The organism is Actinomadura meridiana, from assembly GCF_039537545.1.
Lineage (GTDB): Bacteria > Actinomycetota > Actinomycetes > Streptosporangiales > Streptosporangiaceae > Spirillospora > Spirillospora meridiana.
Genome location: NZ_BAABAS010000007.1, coordinates 167,033 through 184,633, shown reverse-complemented (window position 1 = coordinate 184,633; position 17,601 = coordinate 167,033). Strand labels below are relative to the sequence as shown.

The following is a 17,601-nucleotide window of genomic DNA, read 5'->3' as shown; positions in this document are numbered from 1 at the left end:
GAAGGGGTTCCAGCTCAGATCATCAGCGAAAGGCGACGTCGTAAGACAATCGTTACGTACAGCGCGCGGGCCGGTACAGCGGCGGTGACGTGCCCGGTCAGCGTCCTCCCGCCGTCCTCCAGCGACGACGAAGGCGGCCGCCCACCCGAGGGTGGACGGCCGCCTTGCGGTGCAGAAGAGAAGAAGGACTACTTGACGGTGACCGTCGCGCCGGCCTTCTCCAGGGCCTCCTTGGCCTTCTCGGCGGCCTCCTTGTTGACCTTCTCCAGCAGCGGCTTCGGCGCGCCGTCGACCAGGTCCTTGGCCTCCTTGAGGCCGAGGCTCGTCAGCGCGCGAACCTCCTTGATGACCTGGATCTTCTTGTCGCCAGCGCCCTCCAGGATGACGTCGAACTCGTCCTGGACGGCGGCCTCCTCGGCGCCACCGCCGGCCGGGGCGCCCGGGGCGGCGGCCACGGCCGCGACCGGGGCGGCGGCCTTGACGTCGAAGACCTCCTCGAACTCCTTCAGGAAACCGGACAGCTCCAGGAGCGTCATCTCCTTGAAGGCGTCGAGCAGGTCGTCGTTGCTGAGCTTCGCCATGATCATTCCTCCGCTATGGCTTACGAACTGGGGTTGGGGTACCGCGGTACCTACTCGGCTGACGCCTCGGCGGGCGCGTCGGCTGCGTCGGCGGCCTCGACGGCCGGTTCGGCGGCGGGCGCCTCGGCGGTCTCGCCGGCCGCCTCGCGCTTGACGCGCAACGCCTCGACGAGCTGGGCGGCCTGCGTCGGCAGGGCGTTGAACAGCGCGGCCGCGTTCGACATCGACGCCTTCATCGCACCCGCGAGCTTCGCGAGGAGCACCTCGCGCGACTCCAGGTCCGCCAGCTGGGAGATCTGCGCGGCGTCCATCGACTGACCGTCGATGAACCCGCCCTTGATCACCAGCATCGGGTTGGCCTTGGCGAAGTCACGCAGACCCTTGGCGGCCTCGACCACGTCACCGCGGACGAACGCGATGGCCGACGGGCCTTCGAGCAGGTCACCGAACCCCGCGTCGACACCGGCCTCGCTCGCCGCACGCTTGGTCAGCGTGTTCTTCACCACGCGAAACCGTGCGGTCTCGCCGAGGTTGCCGCGCAGCTCCTGCACCTGCGCGACGGTCAGCCCGCGGTACTCGGTCAGCACGGCGCCGTTGGAGCCCTCGAACTCGCTCTTGAGCTCGGCGATCGCCGCGTCCTTATCGGCCTTGGCCATGTGGCCTCCTTCCGATTACCTGGGTGGTCACGACCCTTCACCAGCCCAGGGGGACGGTTCGGATCGACCAAAAAACGCCCCGGCGCAGGCGCACGGGGCGTTCAGGCACGGCACGGAAGCCATGCGAAGCTCTCGTCTCACCTACGCGGGCCGCCCGAACGAGTCGGGACCTTCGGTCACCCCATGCGGGATGACGACCGGCGGTCTTCGGCAGGACACAGAATACGTGTGTCCCTCCGATAGGCCAAATTCAATGGCCATGAGGCGAGCTGACAGGCGAGGGGCCGCGCCGGTGGTCACCGGCGCGGCCCTCTGGCCGTTCTGTTTCGTGGACGGTCAGGCGCCCGGAAGGCCCGCGCCGCCGCCCGCGCCACCGAAGTTCTTCATCATCTCGGCGAAGTCAGTGGTCTGGCTCGCCGGAGGCGCGGTGACCTCCACCGGCTTGCCGTAGTCGCGGTACGTCATCGTGATGTTCATGGTGCCGCTGGTCGCCTGCTGCGACTTCATCGCCAGCTTGCGCGGCAGCTGCTTGCCGTCGACCCACAGGTCGAAGGACATGCTGTCCATGCCCGCGTCCGCGTAGCTCTTGCGGAGCGCCTCCTGCTGGTCGGCGGGCAGCTTCGCGATCGCGTCCTCCATGCGGTAGGTGCCGGTGTAGTGCGTCGTCTCGACGCCGTCCACCGTCTCCTTACCGACTTCACGCACGTCCTTGGACGCCGTGAGCATCTTGGTGTTCTGCACCGGGTCCATCTGCTTGGACTGCTTGAGCATCTCGTCCAGGTTCAGCCCGGACTTCTGGCCGAGCTCGTCCAGCGAGATCTTCAGCCACGGCTTGGCGGCGCTGCCGCCGAGCTCGGTCAACATCGGAATCTTCATGTACATGGCCCGGTCGACCAGCAGGTACTCCGTACCATTCATCGACTTGCCGGCGGCCGTCATCTGGTCGAACCTCATGCCGTAGGCCAGGTCGGGCTTCGTCCGGTACCGCATCGCGCCGGACGCCGTGAGGTTGCCGTCACTCGAACCGGAGATCTGCATCGTGAAGTCGGCCTTGAAGGAGTCGACCGTACCGGTCTCCTCCGCGGCCTTGCCCAGCACCTGCGCGGCGGTCAGCTTCAGGTTCTTGCCGGCCTCGTCCACCTTGTTGCCGGTGTCCCCGAGACAGCCGGTCAGCGAGATGACGAGGCCGACCGCCAGCACCGTGCCCGCGGCGAAACGACGGATCATTGTGGGGGAGTCTCCTTTGGTCTGCTAGCGCCGGTCCGCGCGGAGACGCGCCCGGCCGTGAAGCCGAATGCTAGATCAGACGCACCGTCGCCCGCCGGGGTTCACTCTGTCCGGTGATGTCGTTTGTGCGGTATTTCTCAGTTACCGCCGAGCAGGCCACCGATCGACAGCGTTCCCACCTGGTCGGACGGCGGCGGGTTCACCTTGAACGACTTGCCATAGTCGCTGTAGAGAACCGTCACCGTGCCACCGTCGCCCTGGGCGTCCGTCGACTTGGACACGAGCTTGCGCGGCAGGTTGTCACCGTCCGTCCACACATCGAAGTTGATCTTGCTGTGGGCGCGGTCCTTCGGCAGCCACGTGCCGACCTTCTCGCGGGTCTGCGGGTCGAGACGGTTCAGCGCGTCCTGGACGGTCACCGTGCCGGTGTAGTGCACCGTGGTGACACCGTCCACCTTCTCGGTGCCGACCTTGCGGGCGTCCTTGGAACCGGTGAACATCTTCGTCTGCTCGGCCGGGTTGACCTTCCCGACCTGCTGGAGCAGGCTCTGCACGTCGAAACCGCTGCGCTGCGCCATCTGGTTCACGTCGATCTTCAGCCACGGCTTGCCGCCGCTGACGAACTTCGCGAGCCGCGGGACCTTCGCGTACAGGACATCGTCGGTGTACAACGCCTGACCCTCGACGCCAGGAACGCTCTGGCCGCCGGGTTTGAAATCGTCCAGCTTCGCGCTGAACTTCAACTTCGGGCTCAGCTGGAACCGGCCGTTGACGTGCACCTCGTCCGTGCTCTTACCGACACCCGCCACGGTGAGGTCGGCCTTGAACGTGTCGGTACTGCCCGTCTTCTGGGACGCCTTCAGCAACGCCTCGTTGGCGCTGAGCTTCATGTTCTCGGTGCTCGCCGTCCCATCTCCGCCGCATCCGGACAGGACGAGCGCGGCACCCACGGCGGTGCCGCCGGCCGCCACCATGAGTCGTCGGTTCATGAGGGTTGAGCCTCCCTTGATCGCCTTGCTGACGTTCCCAGTCTCCCGAGACGGCGACGGCGCTACATCCCCCGGTGGTACGAATGCCGCGGCGGACCGTACGACCCCCGGCGTAGCCGCGCACGAACCAGATGACCGATACAGCGCGCCCACCCCGGGCCCACCCGGGCAGACGGCGGACCCAGTCGGACAGACGGCGGGCCCGCCCGGGCAGACGAAAACGGCACGGCGCCCCCACCTTGGCGGGGGCGCCGTGCTCGGTCGTGCTGCTGTCCGGTGCGGCCGGTCAGACCGCTTCGAGGTCGGAGGCCAGATCGCGGATCGCGTTCGGGTCGACCGGGATGCTCGGGCTCATCGACGTCGTCAGCGACGCCTTCTTGACGTACCGGCCCTTGGCGGCCGACGGCTTGAGCCGCTGGACCTCCTCGATCGCGGCGGCGTAGTTCTCCACCAGCTGGCGCTCGTTGAACGACGCCTTGCCGATGATGAAGTGCAGGTTCGCGTGCCGGTCCACCCGGAACTCGATCTTGCCGCCCTTGATGTCGGTGACGGCCTTCGCCACGTCCATCGTGACCGTGCCCGTCTTCGGGTTCGGCATCAGACCGCGCGGGCCGAGGACGCGGCCGAGCCGTCCGACCTTGCCCATCTGGTCCGGCGTCGCCACCACGGCGTCGAAGTCCAGGAAGCCTCCCTGGATCCGCTGGATCAGGTCGTCGGAGCCGACCAGGTCGGCGCCCGCCGCCTCGGCCTCCTCCGCCTTCGCGCCGACGGCGAACACCAGCACGCGGGCGGTCTTACCGGTGCCGTGCGGCAGGTTGACGGTGCCGCGCACCATCTGGTCGGCCTTGCGCGGGTCGACGCCCAGCCGCAGCGCGACCTCCACGGTCGGGTCGAACTTGACGACCGTGGTCTCCTTGACCAGCTTCACGGCCTCGACCGGGCTGTACAGCCGCTCGCGGTCGATCTTCTCCGCGGCGGCGCGGTACCCCTTGCTGCGCTTCATCTGCGTTCCTCCACTGGAACTCGTGGTGCGGGCCAGCGCCGGCCCTTCCACTGGGTGTGACTACTTGACCTCGATGCCCATCGACCGCGCCGTACCGGCGACGATCTTCTCGGCGGCGTCCAGGTCCTTGGCGTTCAGGTCGGGCATCTTCGTCGTGGCGATCTCGCGGACCTGGTCACGGGTCACGGACCCGACCTTGGTCTTGTGCGGCTCTCCGCTGCCCTTCTCCACGCCCGCGGCCTTCAGGATGAGCTGCGCGGCCGGAGGCGTCTTGGTGACGAAGGTGAACGACCGGTCCTCGTAGATGGTGATCTCTACGGGGATGACGTTCCCGCGCTGGGACTCCGTGGCGGCGTTGTACTGCTTGCAGAAGTCCATGATGTTGACGCCGTGCGGACCGAGCGCGGTACCAACCGGCGGCGCCGGCGTAGCGGCACCCGCCTGCAACTGCACCTTGACGAGCGCCGCGACCTTTTTCCTCGGAGGCATGTGAACCCCTTTGTCCCATTTACTGGTGGTTCCGACTCCCGACTGCCCGGGCAACACGACGGCTGGGACACATCCACCGTGTAGGAACCGCTATATAGACCCCGTCCAACGAAACTGGACGTGTCCAACACTGCTTGGACGGGCGACCCCCACTCACGTGGGGAACATGGCGTTTCCCGACCCAAGATCGAAACGAGGACCGGACCACCCCCACCTACGTGGGGACAACCCGTCCAGGATATGCGCTGATCAAAGCTGTTCGGTCAGATCTTGGAGACTTGGTTGAAGGACAGCTCCACCGGCGTTTCGCGCCCGAAAATCGACACCAACACTTTGAGTTTCTGCTGTTCGGCGTTGATCTCGTTGACGGTCGCGGGGAGGGTGGCGAACGGGCCGTCCATGACGGTGACGGACTCGCCGACCTCGTAGTCGACCGTGGCGGCGACCTTCGCCTGCTCCTTGGCGGGCGCGGTGCCCTCCTCCGGCTCGGGGGCCAGCAGGTTGGCGACCTCGTCCAGGCTCAGCGGGGACGGCTTGTTCAGCAGCCCGACGAACCCGGTGACGCCCGGCGTGTTGCGGACCGCGGCCCACGACTCGTCGGTGAGCTCCATGCGGACCAGGATGTAGCCCGGCAGGACCTTCTCGTTGACCTTCTGGCGCTTGCCGCCCTTGATCTCGGTGACCTCGTGCTGCGGGACCTCGATCTGGAAGATGTAGTCCTCCATGTTGAGGGTCTGGGTACGGGTCTCGATGTTGGTCTTGACCCGGTTCTCGTACCCCGCGTAGGAGTGCACGACGTACCAGTCGCCCGGCTGGAGGCGAAGCTGCATCTTGAAGTCGGCGTACGGGTCGGCGGGCGGCTCGGCAGGGGGCTCCTCGCCCTCCTCCTCGTCCGTGTCGGCCTCGGCGTCGGCACCGGCTTCGGTGTCGGTGTCGGTGTCGGCACCGGCTTCGGCTTCGGCTTCGGCGGCAGCGTCGGCTTCGGCGTCGTCCTCGACGGCCTCGGCCAGATCGGCGGCGCCCTCCGCGGCACCCGGGGCGGGGCGGTCCTCGCCCTCGAGCTTCGTGTCCGCGGGTTCGGCCTCGCCGGCGGAGACGACCGCCTCGGCCGTCTCGTCGGTCGGCTGGGCCGCCTGGCCGGCCGTAGCAGCCGCAGCTGACTGGGCCTCGTCAACGGCCTCGTCGTAGGGCTGGGATGGCTCGGACACGATGACTCTTTCTCTCGGACTTCGGTGATGGACTTGCGAAGAATGCTCGGCGGTCGCCGGTGGGCGCGCCGGCCGCGTCGTCAGCCGAAGACGGCGTAGACGCCCTGCTGTAGGCCGTAGTCGACGGCGGACACCAGCGCGACCATGATCAGCACGAAGACGAGGGAGACGGTCGTGTAGGTGACGAGCTCCCGCCGCGTCGGCCAGATGACCTTGCGCAGTTCAGCGGCGATCTGGCGCACGAAAAGCGCTGGAGACGTCCGCCGCGAAGCGGACCTCTTCTCCTTCTTGTGCTTGCCCTCGTCCTTGGCCTCGGGCTCGTCGCGCTCGTCAGTCTCGGTCGCCATTGCCGCCGTTCACCTCATCGGTAGTGATCCAACCACCATGTGGTCGCCGCGCCTTTCCAGACCGCGAACCGCCCCTGGTAGGGCCGGGACGCGGACGACACGGGTGCGCGCACCGCACCTCGCAGGGCAGGAGGGACTCGAACCCCCAACCGCCGGTTTTGGAGACCGGTGCTCTACCAATTGAGCCACTGCCCTTCATTCTCCCGGAAAGGAGAACACCCGACCGCTGGGTCAGGCTGATGCCGAATCCCAGCTTACGGACCGTATACGGCATCCGCATGCGGACAGGCTCGTATGGCGGGGACACGTCACTTGGAGGGTGAGTCTACGTGTCCGGGGCCCCCGCGTCGAACCAGCCGTCCACGGGTCGTCCGACCGGCGCGTATATATCGCTCGGGCTCCGTGGCGGCGTCTGTAACGATAGGGGTATGAGCATCGACCGTCCTCGCATCTCCAAGCGCATCGCCGCGATATCCGAATCCGCCACGCTGGCCGTCGACGCCAAGGCCAAGGCGCTGAAGGCGGCGGGTCGCCCGGTCATCGGGTTCGGCGCGGGCGAGCCCGACTTCCCGACTCCCGACTACATCGTCGAGGCGGCGGTGACCGCCTGCCGGGTGCCGCGTTTCCACAAGTACACGCCCGCGGGCGGGCTGCCCGAGCTGCGCGCCGCCGTCGCCGAGAAGACCGCGCGCGACTCCGGGTACCGGGTGGACGCCGCCCAGGTGCTGATCACCAACGGCGGCAAGCAGGCCGTGTACGAGGCGTTCGCCGCGCTGCTGGACCCGGGCGACGAGGTGATCGTCCCGACGCCGTACTGGACGACCTACCCCGAGTCGATCAAGCTGGCGGGCGGCGTGCCCGTGGACGTGGTCGCCGACGAGACCACCGGCTACAAGGTGACCGTCGAGCAGCTGGAGGCGGCCCGCACGGACCGGACGAAGGTGCTGCTGTTCGTGTCGCCGTCCAACCCGACCGGCGCGGTGTACTCGCGCGACGAGGTCGAGGCCATCGGCCGCTGGGCGGACGAGCACGGCCTGTGGGTCATCACGGACGAGATCTACGAACACCTCGTGTACGGGGACGCCGAGTTCCACTCGATCCCCGTGGTGGTGCCGGAGCTGGCCGACCGGACGCTCGTCCTGAACGGGGTCGCCAAGACGTACGCGATGACGGGCTGGCGGGTCGGCTGGATGGTCGGCCCGGCGGACGTGGTGAAGGCCGCGCAGAATCTCCAGTCGCACGCGACGTCCAACGTGGCGAACGTGTCGCAGGCGGCGGCGCTCGCGGCGGTGACCGGCGACCTGTCGGCGGTGGCGGAGATGCGCACCGCGTTCGACCGGCGCCGCAAGACGATCGTGCGGATGCTGAACGAGATCCCGGGCGTGGTGTGCCCCGAGCCGGAGGGCGCGTTCTACGCCTACCCGTCGGTCAAGGCGCTGCTGGGCAGGGAGCTTCGCGGGAAGCGTCCGGAGACGTCGGTGGAGCTGGCGTCGCTGATCCTGGAGGAGGCGGAGGTCGCGCTGGTTCCGGGCGAGGCGTTCGGCACCCCCGGCTACTTCCGGCTGTCGTACGCGCTCGGCGACGACGACCTCGTCGAGGGCGTCTCGCGGGTCGCGAAGCTGCTCTCCGAGGCGAGCTGATCCGACCGGACGGGCGACCCCGTCCCCCACTGTCACGAGAACTGTCACGAGAACTGTCACGAGAACCGTCACGAGCCGGCCCCGGGCGCACACATAGCCCGGGGCCGGTCCCGTGTGGAACGGGGTCCGCCTCCAATGAACCCGTTCCCGGATGTCCGGCGGGACGTCCCGCCGCGGCCCCTCTCCGCCGCGGAACGCCCCGCCGGAACGGGGTCAGTGCGCGTCCCTCACGGACGCACCCCCTCAATGCCCTTCACGAACGCACCTACTCGGCGTCCTTCACGAACACATGTCCTTGGCGCGCTCACGAGCGCGACCCCTTCGGCACCGTTCACCGGCGTACGCACTCGGCGCCGTTGGCGGGTGGACGCCCTCGCGTCGGTCATGGGCGGACGCCTTCGGCGATGCGCATGAGCTGGCCCTTGACCGATCCCCCGGCGGACACGGTGACACCGACGCCGGGACGCGCCAGCCAGGAGATCTGGCGTGCCGAGTCGGGACGGTCGACGGTGAGCGCGGGCATGCCGCGCACGGTCGTGCGGTTGGGGATGCCCGCCGACTTCACGAGGTCCTGCGGGCCGGACAGGCCGCCGCTCCGCACGAGGACGATCTCCACCCAGCCGACGCCCCCGCGCCACTTGCAGGTCGTCGTCTCGCGCTTGGCGTCGCCCGCCGACGCGCAGGGCGAGGAGACGACGAGACCGGACGGCAGGTAGGAGATCCAGCGCGGCAGGTCGTCGAGGGCCCCGCCGCCGGGCCGGTGCGGGCCGGTGCCCGATTCGCCGGACGACGGCCGGGCCCCCGGCCGTGTGGAGGCTCCCGCCCCGGGGTGTCCCTTTGCTGACGGGGGCCGGGAGAGTCCCGGGGCGGGAGGCCGTTCCGGCTGCTGGAGGACCGAGACGGTGTTGCTCGGGCGTGTCGTCTCGGAGTTCCCCGCAGGTGTGGCCCGGAACGACTGATAGGCGGGCACCAGGGCCAGCGCGGCGACCGAGGCCGCGACCGCCCCCGCGGTCGCGTGCAGCCGGGTCCTCCTGCGCCGGTGCCGGCGTTTGACGTCGGCGACGAGCGACGGCGACGCGGACGCCTCGGCCACCTGCTCGGCCATGGCCTTCCGCAGCTCACTCTCCAGATCCATCGCTCATCTCCCCAGTGGCGCCAGGTTCTTGTCGAGGCGCTCCCGGAGCCTGGCGAGCCCCCGGGACGCCTGGCTCTTGACCGTTCCGACCGAACAGCCGAGCGCCCGCGCCGTCTCCGCCTCCGAGAGGTCCTCCCAGAAGCGCAGCACCAGGACGGCCCGTTGCCGCGGGCCGAGCCTGCGCAGTTCGTCCATGAGCGTCCCCCTCAGCTCGACCGCGTGGTCCGGTGCGGCGGCCGGTGTCTCCGGGAGCCGCGCCATGTGGATCTCGCGGAGCACCTTCCAGCGCCGGGACCGGCTGATCACGAGGTTGACCAGGATCCGGCGAACGTAGGGTTCGGGATCGCTGCCGACCTCAAGCCGACCCCAGTGCCGGTAGGCCTTCTCCAACGCGGTCTGCAGAATGTCCTCGGCGTCCTGCCGGGCCCCGCACAGCAGCGCCGCGGTGCGCAGCAGGGCATCGCCGCGTTCCGTCACGAACTCCACGAACGACCTGTCGTCTCGACGCCCCACTGTGCTCCGTCCCGGCTAGAGCTGTTCCGGCGTTCTGCCGAGAGCGGGCGGCCACCGCGCCGGGCCGCCCGCCCACGTTCTTTTTCTTTGTGTCCGGTGTGGGCGGCCCGCGTCCCCCCGGGCGCCCACACCGTTCTGCCTTGCCGACCCGGCTGTGTCAGCCGGCCTTGCTCACCGCGGCGGTCACGTCCTTCATGTCGCCCGCGAGGAGGGGGCTGCCGTTGACGAACAGCGAGTAGCCGGTCGGGTCGAACAGCAGCACGCCGCTACCGCCCGGGGCCATCCAGCCCGCCACGCCGTACATGGTGATCGGGGTACCGCCCTGGGGGAGGTTCAGCGCCTGCCGCAGCTGATTCTGCGTCATTCCCTTGGGGGTCCTCAGCCTTTCGACGGTGATCCACCGTCCGGCCGGGCCGGTCCACTTCTGCGTGACTGCGCAGATGTTCTTGTCGCGGAGGGCGGCGGAGCCCGGGGCGGTCGAGGCGAAGCGCAGGCCCTTCGACAGCATGACGGCCTTCTCGACCGGGCCGCCGACCTTCAGCGCGGGCGGCAGCTTGCCGCAGTCGAGCTTGGGCGCGGCGGGCAGGCCCGGCTTGGCGGGGACGCCCGGAACGCCGGGAACACCCGCCGGGGGCTGGGGCGCGGGAGCCTTCCGCTGGGTGCCACCGTTGGACGGCGGGCAGTCCGGCAGGTTCGCCGGGAGCTTTCCGCCCGTGTCCGGGAGCTTCGGAGCACCCGGGACGTTGGGGGCACCCGGGACGTTCGGAGCGCCGGGGACGTTCGGAGCGCCCGGGACGCCGCCGGGGACGCCGCCCGGAAGGTCGCCCTTCGGGGGCGTGACGCCGGGCAGGTCGGCCTTCGGCGGCTTGGGCAGGTTCTTGCCGACCGGGTTCTGCTCCAGCTGCTTCTGGGCCTCGTTCCGGACGCCGCCGTCCGGGAGCTTGCCCTTGGGCAGGCCGGGCGCGGGGACGCCGGGCTTCGCGGGCAGCTCCGGCTTGGCGGGCAGGCAGGTCGGCAGCTTGGCGGGCGCCTGGTCCTGGACCCGGTGGTTCGCCGCCGGGGCCTTGGCGTGGGACTGCGGGGCCGCCGGTTCGGAGGCGCCGGTCATCGCCCACGTCGCCCCGCCGCCCGCGACAACGGCACCGACCGCGGACGCCGCGATCAAGGCGGCCTTCAGCGTGATCATCGTGTATCCCTTCTGCCCGTCCACATCCGTGCGGGTCCCTGTTCTCTCTCTGGCGCCCCTCGTATACGCACGGTGCCCACGGGGGGTTGCACGGGATTCCAAAGTTTTTTGCGATGCCCATGGGCGGGCATGGCCGTGGAGTGTCATGCGATGTAGTCCGGTGTGGTGATCCCGGAGGGCTGGGGGTTCGGCGGAGACGATGATCCGGCAGCATTGGCTCATGGAGGCCCGTACCGTTTCAGTTCGTCCGGCGCAGGACGGTTCCCGTCCGGCCGGCTCTTCCCGAGGGTGCGCGGGGTCGCCCCCCACCAGGACGTCCGATCACGCGACACCGGACCACCCGGAACCCGCCCCCGCGGGCTCGACCCGCCGGGACGTGGCCCTGCTCCCGAAGGCCCACCTGCACCTGCACTTCACCGGCTCGATGCGGCATTCCACGCTGGTGGAGCTGGCCGCGCTGCACGGCGTGCATCTGCCGGACGCGCTCGTCGAAGACTGGCCACCCCGGCTGCACGCGACCGACGAGCGCGGCTGGTTCAGGTTCCAGCGCCTGTACGACATCGCGCGTTCGGTGCTGCGGACGCCCGACGATCTGCGCCGCCTCGTCCGCGAGACCGCCGAGGACGAGGCGGCGGAGGGCTCGGGCTGGCTGGAGATCCAGGTCGATCCGAGCGGCTACGCGGCGATGTTCGGCGGCCTGACCCCGACGGTCGAGCTGGTGCTGGACGCGGCGCGCGAGGCGTCGGCGGCGTCCGGGGTCGGCATCGGCGTCGTGATCGCGGCGAACCGGACGCGGCACCCGCTGGACGCCAAGACGCTCGCGCGCCTCGCCGTCCGGTACGCCGACCGGGGCGTGGTCGGGTTCGGATTGTCCAACGACGAGCGGCGGGGCCGCGCGTACGACTTCGAGGGCGCGTTCCGGATCGCCAAGCGGGGCGGCCTGCTGTCGGTACCGCACGGCGGAGAGCTGCTCGGCCCGGCGAGCGTCCGCGAGTGCCTGGAGACGCTCGGCGCCGACCGCATCGGGCACGGGGTGCGCGCCGTCGCGGACGCGGGCCTCGTGGCGGCGATCGTCGAGCGGGGCGTGACGCTGGAGGTCTGCCCGTCGTCGAACGTGGGCCTCGGCGTGGCGGCCACGGCGTCGGACGTCCCGGTCCGGAGCCTGTACGAGGCGGGAACGTCCATCGCGCTCGGCGCCGACGATCCGCTGCTGTTCGGGTCGCGCCTGGCCCGGCAGTACGAACTCGTCCGGGCGGAGCAGGACTTCACCGACGCGGACCTGGCGGAACTGGCCCGCCAGTCGATCAGAGCGTCGGCGGCCCCGGACGACATTCGCCAACGCCTACTGTCCGGCATCGACACCTGGCTCAACGACTGACGCGGCCGTCCCGCGTCAGGTGGTGGCGCCCTCGATGAGGAGGAGGACGCCGAAGATCGCGAATCCGGCGGCCGCGCCGTACTTGATGACCCGTTCGGGGAGCTTCCTGCCGAGGAGGCGGCCGACGACGATGGCGAGCGCGTCGGCGGCGACCATGCCGAGGGTCGACCCGGCCCACACGCCGGTCAGCGCGAGGAATCCGCCGTGGTCGGCGGCGAGGGCGACGGTGGCGAGCATCGTCTTGTCGCCGAGTTCGGCGAGGAAGAACGCGGTGCCGACGGCCAGGATCGCCGAGCCCGTGGCGCGCCCGGCCTTGTCGCGTTCGGCGTCGTCCAGCTCGTCGCCGCGCAGCGTCCACAGCGCGAAGCCGAGGAACGCGAGGCCCGCGATGATCGAGATGGGGCCGGTGGGGAGCGCGGCGCCGACCGCCGCGCCGACGGCGACGCTCGCCAGGTGGACGAGCGCGGTCGCCGCCGTGATGCCGATCAGCACCGGGACGGCGCGGAAGCGGGCGGCGAAGGTCATCGCCATGAGCTGGCTCTTGTCGCCCAGCTCGGCGACGAAGATCACGGCCAAGCTGATGAGAAAGGCGGACAACGGTTCCCTCTCGCTCGGACTGCCGAGCCGGAGGGCGGGAGCTTCGGGGCGTAACGACCTCGGCCCGGCATGGCTGCCAGGCCGAGGGTCTCGTCCGCCCGGTCGGAACGGGCCCGCGTGACCGGGCGCCACAGGCGGCGCCAGTATGTCGATCACGCGATTGGGAACTACTCCCCCTCGACGTCTCGACACTACCAAGCCGCGCGGACCGGCCGGTCCAGCCGCGCCGACCCGCCGGTCCAGCCGCAGGGGCCCGCCGGTCCAGCCGCGGGACGGGCGGGGCCGGACGGTCAGAGGGTGACGCCGACGAGGACCGGCTCGTTCACCAGCTCGACGCCGAACGCCTCGTGGACGCCGTCGCGGACCTGCCGGGCGAGGGCGAGCAGGTCGGCGGTGCTGGCACCGCCCGGATTGGTGAGGGCGAGGGTGTGCTTGGTGGAGATGCGTGCCGGTCCGAGGGCGTGCCCCTTGGTGAATCCGGCGCGGTCGATGAGCCAGGCTGCGGACGTCTTCACCCGTTCGCCCATCTCGGGGTAGCGGGGGAAGGTCGCGTCCGGTCCAAGGCGTTCGATGACGCGGTTTTCGAGATCGGCGACCTGCGCGGGTTCGAGAATCGGGTTGGTGAAGAACGAACCGGCGCTGCGGGTGTCGGGGTCGGCGGCGTCCAGGACCATGCCCTTGCCGCGCCGCAGTTCCAGGACGGCGTCGCGGGCCTCTTTCAAGGTGACCCTGTCGCCGGGCTGGGCGCCGAGTTTCCGCGCGAGTTCCGCGTAGGCGATCGGTTGTGATTCCTCGGCTTCGTGCAGCGCGTACGTCACGTCCAGTACGACGTAACGGTCGTCGCCCTTGAACACGCTGTGCCGGTAGGTGAAGTGGCAGGCGTCGCGATCGAGGGTGACGTGGGCGCGGGCCTGCCGGTCGTAGGCGCGGACCTCGACGATCGTCTCGCTGACGTCCTGCCCGTAGGCGCCGACGTTCTGAATGGGAGTGGCGCCAACACGACCCGGGATTCCGGACAGGCATTCGACGCCCGCGAGACCGTCCGCGACACAGCGGGCGACAAACGGATCCCAGTCTTCTCCCGCCTGCACTCGAACAAGGACCCGATCGCCATCGGCGGCCACCCGTTCGGAGCCGCGAGTGCCGACATGCACGACTGTCCCTCGGAAGCCTTCGTCGGACACCACCAGGTTGCTGCCGCCGCCAAGGACGAGGACGGGTTCGCCCGCGTCGTCGGCGTCACGGATCGCGGCGACGAGTTCCGCCTCGGTCGTCGCCTCGACGAAACGCCGCGCGGGACCGCCCAGCCGCAGCGTGGTGAATCCGGCCAGGTTCACCTCTTCAGCGAACACCGCCACGTCGTCCCACCCCTCCCGTATGGCGCCGGCCCCCGTCGACGGTCAGGCGAGCCTGACGACCGCCTTCGCGCGCGTGAGGACCTTCTGGTCGTTCGACCTGGCGGTCAGCGCCACGACGACTTGGTTGTCGTCGAGCTTCGCCTCCACCCTGCCGCTGATCTCCAGGGTCGCGCCGCCCTCGTCCGGGACGACGACCGGAGACGAGAACCGTACCCCGTAGTCGACCACGGCCCCGGGATCGCCCGTCCAGTCGGTGACGAACCGGCCGCCCTGCGCCATCGTGAACATGCCGTGCGCGATCACGTCCGGTAGCCCGACGGCCTTGGCGACGGACTCGCGCCAGTGGATCGGGTTGAAGTCGCCGGACGCGCCCGCGTACCGGACGAGGTCGGCGCGGTCGACGGCGAACGTCCGCGCGGGGATCTCGGTGCCGACCTCCACGTCGGTGTACCTCACGGTGGCGGTCATTTGGCCTCGCGCTCCACGATCGTGTTGGTGGACTTGCAGACCAGCTCGCCCTCGACGGTCCGGACGTCGGTCTCGATGGTCAGCTTCTCGTTGCCGCCGATCGACTTGATCTCGGTGATCGTCGTGACGGTGGTGATGACGTCCCCGGCGCGGAGCGGGCGCGTGTACGCGAACTGCTGCGCCCCGTGGACGACCATCGAGTAGTCGAGCCCGAGGTCGGGGTCGGCGAGGCCGGGGTCCAGGAGGGAGACGATGATCGGGAACGTGGGCGGCGCGATGACGTCGGGGTGCCCCACCGCCTTGGCGGCCTCCGGGTCGCGGTAGACCGGGTTGGCGTCACCGATCGCGTCCGCGAACTCGCGGATCTTCACCCGGCTCACCTCGTAGGGTTCGCTGGGCGGGAAGCTCCGCCCGAGGAAATCGCGGTTGAGTGCCATGCGGTCCCGTCCCTCCAAGGGGCGCGTGTTCGTCCGTCTCGGACGGACGCTAACAGACGACGTTCAGCCCGCCCTCGCGACTCTCGCTGGCGAGGACGGGCTGATCAAGACAGGGCAAGCGTGCGAAGAAGCAGCCGCTCGGCGGGCCTGGACGGCCCGCGCGACCATCGTGGCGGACGGTGGCTCTCACCTGGCGGCGCGTCGGCGGGCCAGGACTCACCGTCCGGACGTCGGCTAGCGGGTCTCCCGGTGCGGACGGTGCGTCCGGCAGTTCGGGCAGTACTTCTTGATCTCAAGGCGGTCCGGGTCGTTGCGCCGGTTCTTCCGCGTGATGTAGTTGCGGTGCTTGCACTCCTGGCAGGCCAGCGTGATCTTCGGCCGGACGTCAGTGGCAGCCACGATGGAGTGCCTTTCTGGGCTAGGGACAAAGGGACTTGCGGGCGTCGTCCACCCGGATGGGTAGGCGGCGAATCGACCCAGGCCTGCTCACCCCCGGAGCGGAGGTGAGAGACATGGGTAGTAGCGAGGGCCGGACTTGAACCGGCGACACAGCGATTATGAGCCGCTTGCTCTGCCTGACTGAGCTACCCCGCCGTGATGGTCGGTGTGAACCGGATTAGAAGGATACCGGATGCGCACCGCGCCCTGGAAACACGAAAACCGGGTGGTGATCGGGATCGGCTTCGAGGGCACCCCCGAACCGTCTCGCCGGTCGGCGGGTGCGCCGACGACCTGCGAAACGTCCTGCTGGAACCGGTGGGACGGTACCACAGGCCCTGGTATGGAGCGAATCAGGGCGTAGACGACGAAGGCCGCCGTCCCATGGGATGGCGGCCGTGCTGCTGTGAGCCCCTTTACGGAATCGAACCGTAGACCTTCTCCTTACCATGGAGACGCTCTGCCGACTGAGCTAAAGGGGCCTGCGCCGTTCGCGCAGTGAAACCATACACGGCCCGAGCAGATGGTGCGAACTTGTTTGGGACCCCCGGATCGCCGCTGGTCAGCGCGCCGGACGGCGACCAGATGTCCGCCTGTTCCGGGCGCTGTGCCAGGGTGATCGTTTATGTCGCTCTCGCACCTTGTCGACCAGCTCGTCCGGGCGGCGGTCATCGAGGACAGGTCCTTCGACGGCCTGCTCCCGCAGCTCATGGAGGCGTCCCGGACCGCCTCCCCCACCGAGATGGGCGCGGCGATGCCCCGCATGGCGGACGGCATCGCCGAGGCGCCCCCGAATCTCGGCGGCTGGCTCGCCATCGTCACCGGTGCCTGGATCGAGAACGGAGCCGACCCCGGCGCCGCGGGCCCGGCCGTCGTCGAGCGGATCACCGACGTCACGGCGGGGGCGCTGACGTTCGCCAACGCCTGGCAGGAGGCCACCGGCGGCGCGCCGCCCGACATGGAGGGGGAGCAGCCGTCCCAGCAGATCTTCGACACCATCGCGCCAAAGCTGGAGGACCGCGCGATCGGAACGAGGGCGTGCCCGCCGACATCCCCGCCGTGAACGGCACCCGCGTGGTCGTCATCGACCCGCCGTCCTACGTGCGGTCGTTCCCGGCCGGACGGCGCTTCCCGATGATGCCCGCCACCCTGCGCGTCAGCGCCGCGCACGGCCCGGACACACTCACCGGCTGGCGGCCGCACATCGCGGCCGCGACCCGCTAGAAACGGACGAGCACGGCGGTGGCGTCGTCATAGCGTTTCCCACGGGCACCGCTTGACGTCGCCTCCACCTCCCTGGTCCTTCTGACCAGTTCGCGTGGCCCTTCCTCGTCGAGGAGCTGGAGCAGGTCGTCCCACCCCATCCGCCCGAACCGCTCCACGAGCCGGGACGCCCCGTCGCTGAGCACCGCGGCCCGCCGCACGTTTGTGACCGGCACCTCCCCCGTCAGCCCCTCGTAGGCGGCCTCCGGCCTCGTGCTCGCCACCCAGAACCCGCCCGGACTGTTCCGCGATTTCCGGACGCCTTCAAGCGTGTAGTCGGGCAGATGGTCGATGCGGGGGTCGCGAAACACCTGTATTTCGCCGACGTCCATCACGATGGGCGAATCGGCCAGGACGAACCATTCGACGGCTTCGTGCCTCCGCCGCAACAGGGACACAGTCGCGGACGGGCTGTCCGGATTCTCCAGATCGCACGTACCGGTGTGCGTTTCGCCCGTCACCTTGATCGCCTCGGCCACCAGATCCGGTAGGGGTTTGCCGTCCTCCAGCGCCAGCAGCGCCGCGATCCACCCGCCCAGCCGCCGCACCAGCCATGCCGGATCGTGCCGGCACCCGCTGTCCACCCCGGCGGGGGCGGTCGCCCCGTCCAGCAGCACGACCCATCCGGGCCCCGCGGCGACGAAGTCCTCGTTCTCCCGTCCCGGAGTCGCCTCACTCACATAACTAA

21 protein-coding genes and 3 tRNA genes are annotated in these 17,601 nt (G+C 69.8%); 4 read left to right on the top strand and 20 right to left on the bottom strand.

The window, feature by feature from the left end:
- Nucleotides 1–188 precede the first annotated feature (188 nt).
- The 9 genes from rplL to ABD808_RS18810 all read right to left on the bottom strand — a co-directional run bounded on the left by rplL (nucleotide 189) and on the right by ABD808_RS18810 (nucleotide 6,695).
- A complete protein-coding gene (gene rplL / locus ABD808_RS18850; RefSeq protein WP_344898386.1) occupies nucleotides 189–581 on the bottom strand; it encodes a 50S ribosomal protein L7/L12 in 393 nt (130 codons plus the stop codon).
- Nucleotides 582–631: 50 nt separating this feature from the next.
- Nucleotides 632–1,237, bottom strand: a complete 606-nt coding sequence (gene rplJ, locus ABD808_RS18845; protein ID WP_344898384.1) for a 50S ribosomal protein L10 — start codon at nucleotides 1,235–1,237, stop codon at nucleotides 632–634.
- Nucleotides 1,238–1,573: 336 nt separating this feature from the next.
- On the bottom strand, nucleotides 1,574–2,464 hold the full coding sequence (locus tag ABD808_RS18840) for an SCO4651 family lipoprotein (RefSeq protein WP_344898382.1): 891 nt from the start codon (nucleotides 2,462–2,464) through the stop codon (nucleotides 1,574–1,576).
- Between the two features lie 137 nt (nucleotides 2,465–2,601).
- Nucleotides 2,602–3,453 carry an SCO4651 family lipoprotein gene (locus ABD808_RS18835; protein WP_344898380.1) on the bottom strand — a complete coding sequence of 284 codons (852 nt, stop codon included), beginning with the start codon at nucleotides 3,451–3,453 and terminating at the stop codon, nucleotides 2,602–2,604.
- 286 nt (nucleotides 3,454–3,739) lie between these two features.
- Nucleotides 3,740–4,456 carry a 50S ribosomal protein L1 gene (gene rplA / locus ABD808_RS18830; protein ID WP_344898378.1) on the bottom strand — a complete coding sequence of 239 codons (717 nt, stop codon included), beginning with the start codon at nucleotides 4,454–4,456 and terminating at the stop codon, nucleotides 3,740–3,742.
- Nucleotides 4,457–4,516: 60 nt separating this feature from the next.
- Entirely contained in the window at nucleotides 4,517–4,945 is a 429-nt protein-coding gene (gene rplK / locus ABD808_RS18825; protein WP_344898376.1) for a 50S ribosomal protein L11, read from the bottom strand.
- Nucleotides 4,946–5,208: 263 nt separating this feature from the next.
- Nucleotides 5,209–5,955, bottom strand: coding sequence for a transcription termination/antitermination protein NusG (gene nusG / locus ABD808_RS18820; protein ID WP_344898605.1), 747 nt, complete (start codon nucleotides 5,953–5,955; stop codon nucleotides 5,209–5,211).
- Between the two features lie 278 nt (nucleotides 5,956–6,233).
- Nucleotides 6,234–6,500: a preprotein translocase subunit SecE gene (gene secE / locus ABD808_RS18815; RefSeq protein ID WP_344898374.1), complete on the bottom strand. Its 267-nt coding sequence runs from the start codon at nucleotides 6,498–6,500 to the stop codon at nucleotides 6,234–6,236.
- A gap of 122 nt (nucleotides 6,501–6,622) precedes the next feature.
- Nucleotides 6,623–6,695 (bottom strand) — tRNA-Trp (locus tag ABD808_RS18810).
- A gap of 233 nt (nucleotides 6,696–6,928) precedes the next feature.
- Here ABD808_RS18810 and ABD808_RS18805 point away from each other — a divergent pair.
- Complete coding sequence (locus ABD808_RS18805) at nucleotides 6,929–8,140, top strand: pyridoxal phosphate-dependent aminotransferase (RefSeq protein ID WP_344898372.1); 1,212 nt, start codon at nucleotides 6,929–6,931, stop codon at nucleotides 8,138–8,140.
- A 382-nt stretch (nucleotides 8,141–8,522) separates the two neighbouring features.
- Here the strand turns inward: ABD808_RS18805 and ABD808_RS18800 are convergent, their stop codons facing one another.
- The 3 genes from ABD808_RS18800 to ABD808_RS18790 form a co-directional block, all read right to left on the bottom strand.
- Complete coding sequence (locus ABD808_RS18800) at nucleotides 8,523–9,275, bottom strand: hypothetical protein (RefSeq protein ID WP_344898370.1); 753 nt, start codon at nucleotides 9,273–9,275, stop codon at nucleotides 8,523–8,525.
- 3 nt (nucleotides 9,276–9,278) lie between these two features.
- Nucleotides 9,279–9,788, bottom strand: coding sequence for a SigE family RNA polymerase sigma factor (locus tag ABD808_RS18795; RefSeq protein WP_344898368.1), 510 nt, complete (start codon nucleotides 9,786–9,788; stop codon nucleotides 9,279–9,281).
- 157 nt (nucleotides 9,789–9,945) lie between these two features.
- Nucleotides 9,946–10,974: a hypothetical protein gene (locus tag ABD808_RS18790; RefSeq protein ID WP_344898366.1), complete on the bottom strand. Its 1,029-nt coding sequence runs from the start codon at nucleotides 10,972–10,974 to the stop codon at nucleotides 9,946–9,948.
- Nucleotides 10,975–11,350: 376 nt separating this feature from the next.
- Here ABD808_RS18790 and ABD808_RS18785 point away from each other — a divergent pair, with 376 nt between their 5' ends.
- The gene (locus tag ABD808_RS18785) at nucleotides 11,351–12,352 is read left to right on the top strand and encodes an adenosine deaminase (protein ID WP_344898364.1); all 1,002 of its coding nucleotides are present in this window, start codon (nucleotides 11,351–11,353) and stop codon (nucleotides 12,350–12,352) included.
- A gap of 15 nt (nucleotides 12,353–12,367) precedes the next feature.
- Here ABD808_RS18785 and ABD808_RS18780 read toward each other — a convergent pair whose 3' ends face one another.
- From ABD808_RS18780 to ABD808_RS18750, 7 genes are all read right to left on the bottom strand, one after another.
- Nucleotides 12,368–12,949, bottom strand: a complete 582-nt coding sequence (locus ABD808_RS18780; protein ID WP_344898362.1) for a TMEM165/GDT1 family protein — start codon at nucleotides 12,947–12,949, stop codon at nucleotides 12,368–12,370.
- Nucleotides 12,950–13,239: 290 nt separating this feature from the next.
- A complete protein-coding gene (locus tag ABD808_RS18775) occupies nucleotides 13,240–14,307 on the bottom strand; it encodes a UDP-N-acetylmuramate dehydrogenase (RefSeq protein WP_344898359.1) in 1,068 nt (355 codons plus the stop codon).
- A gap of 42 nt (nucleotides 14,308–14,349) precedes the next feature.
- Nucleotides 14,350–14,775 (bottom strand): MaoC/PaaZ C-terminal domain-containing protein, encoded by a 426-nt coding sequence (locus tag ABD808_RS18770; RefSeq protein ID WP_344898356.1) that lies wholly within the window; start codon nucleotides 14,773–14,775, stop codon nucleotides 14,350–14,352.
- Nucleotides 14,772–15,212: an FAS1-like dehydratase domain-containing protein gene (locus tag ABD808_RS18765; protein WP_344898353.1), complete on the bottom strand. Its 441-nt coding sequence runs from the start codon at nucleotides 15,210–15,212 to the stop codon at nucleotides 14,772–14,774. Before ABD808_RS18765 ends, ABD808_RS18770 begins: the two co-directional genes overlap by 4 nt.
- A gap of 234 nt (nucleotides 15,213–15,446) precedes the next feature.
- Nucleotides 15,447–15,611, bottom strand: coding sequence for a 50S ribosomal protein L33 (gene rpmG / locus ABD808_RS18760; protein ID WP_026404241.1), 165 nt, complete (start codon nucleotides 15,609–15,611; stop codon nucleotides 15,447–15,449).
- Nucleotides 15,612–15,732: 121 nt separating this feature from the next.
- Nucleotides 15,733–15,806: transfer RNA gene (locus tag ABD808_RS18755), tRNA-Met, on the bottom strand.
- A 253-nt stretch (nucleotides 15,807–16,059) separates the two neighbouring features.
- Nucleotides 16,060–16,132: transfer RNA gene (locus ABD808_RS18750), tRNA-Thr, on the bottom strand.
- A 143-nt stretch (nucleotides 16,133–16,275) separates the two neighbouring features.
- Here ABD808_RS18750 and ABD808_RS18745 point away from each other — a divergent pair.
- Together ABD808_RS18745 and ABD808_RS18740 are read left to right on the top strand one after the other, a co-directional pair.
- Nucleotides 16,276–16,713: a hypothetical protein gene (locus ABD808_RS18745; RefSeq protein ID WP_344898349.1), complete on the top strand. Its 438-nt coding sequence runs from the start codon at nucleotides 16,276–16,278 to the stop codon at nucleotides 16,711–16,713.
- A complete protein-coding gene (locus tag ABD808_RS18740; protein WP_344898346.1) occupies nucleotides 16,689–16,874 on the top strand; it encodes a hypothetical protein in 186 nt (61 codons plus the stop codon). Before ABD808_RS18745 ends, ABD808_RS18740 begins: the two co-directional genes overlap by 25 nt.
- On the opposite strand, the gene ABD808_RS18735 is transcribed toward ABD808_RS18740, so the two are convergent.
- Entirely contained in the window at nucleotides 16,871–17,593 is a 723-nt protein-coding gene (locus ABD808_RS18735; protein WP_344898342.1) for a hypothetical protein, read from the bottom strand. The two genes, ABD808_RS18740 and ABD808_RS18735, sit on opposite strands and share 4 nt — an antisense overlap.
- Nucleotides 17,594–17,601: the final 8 nt, after the last annotated feature.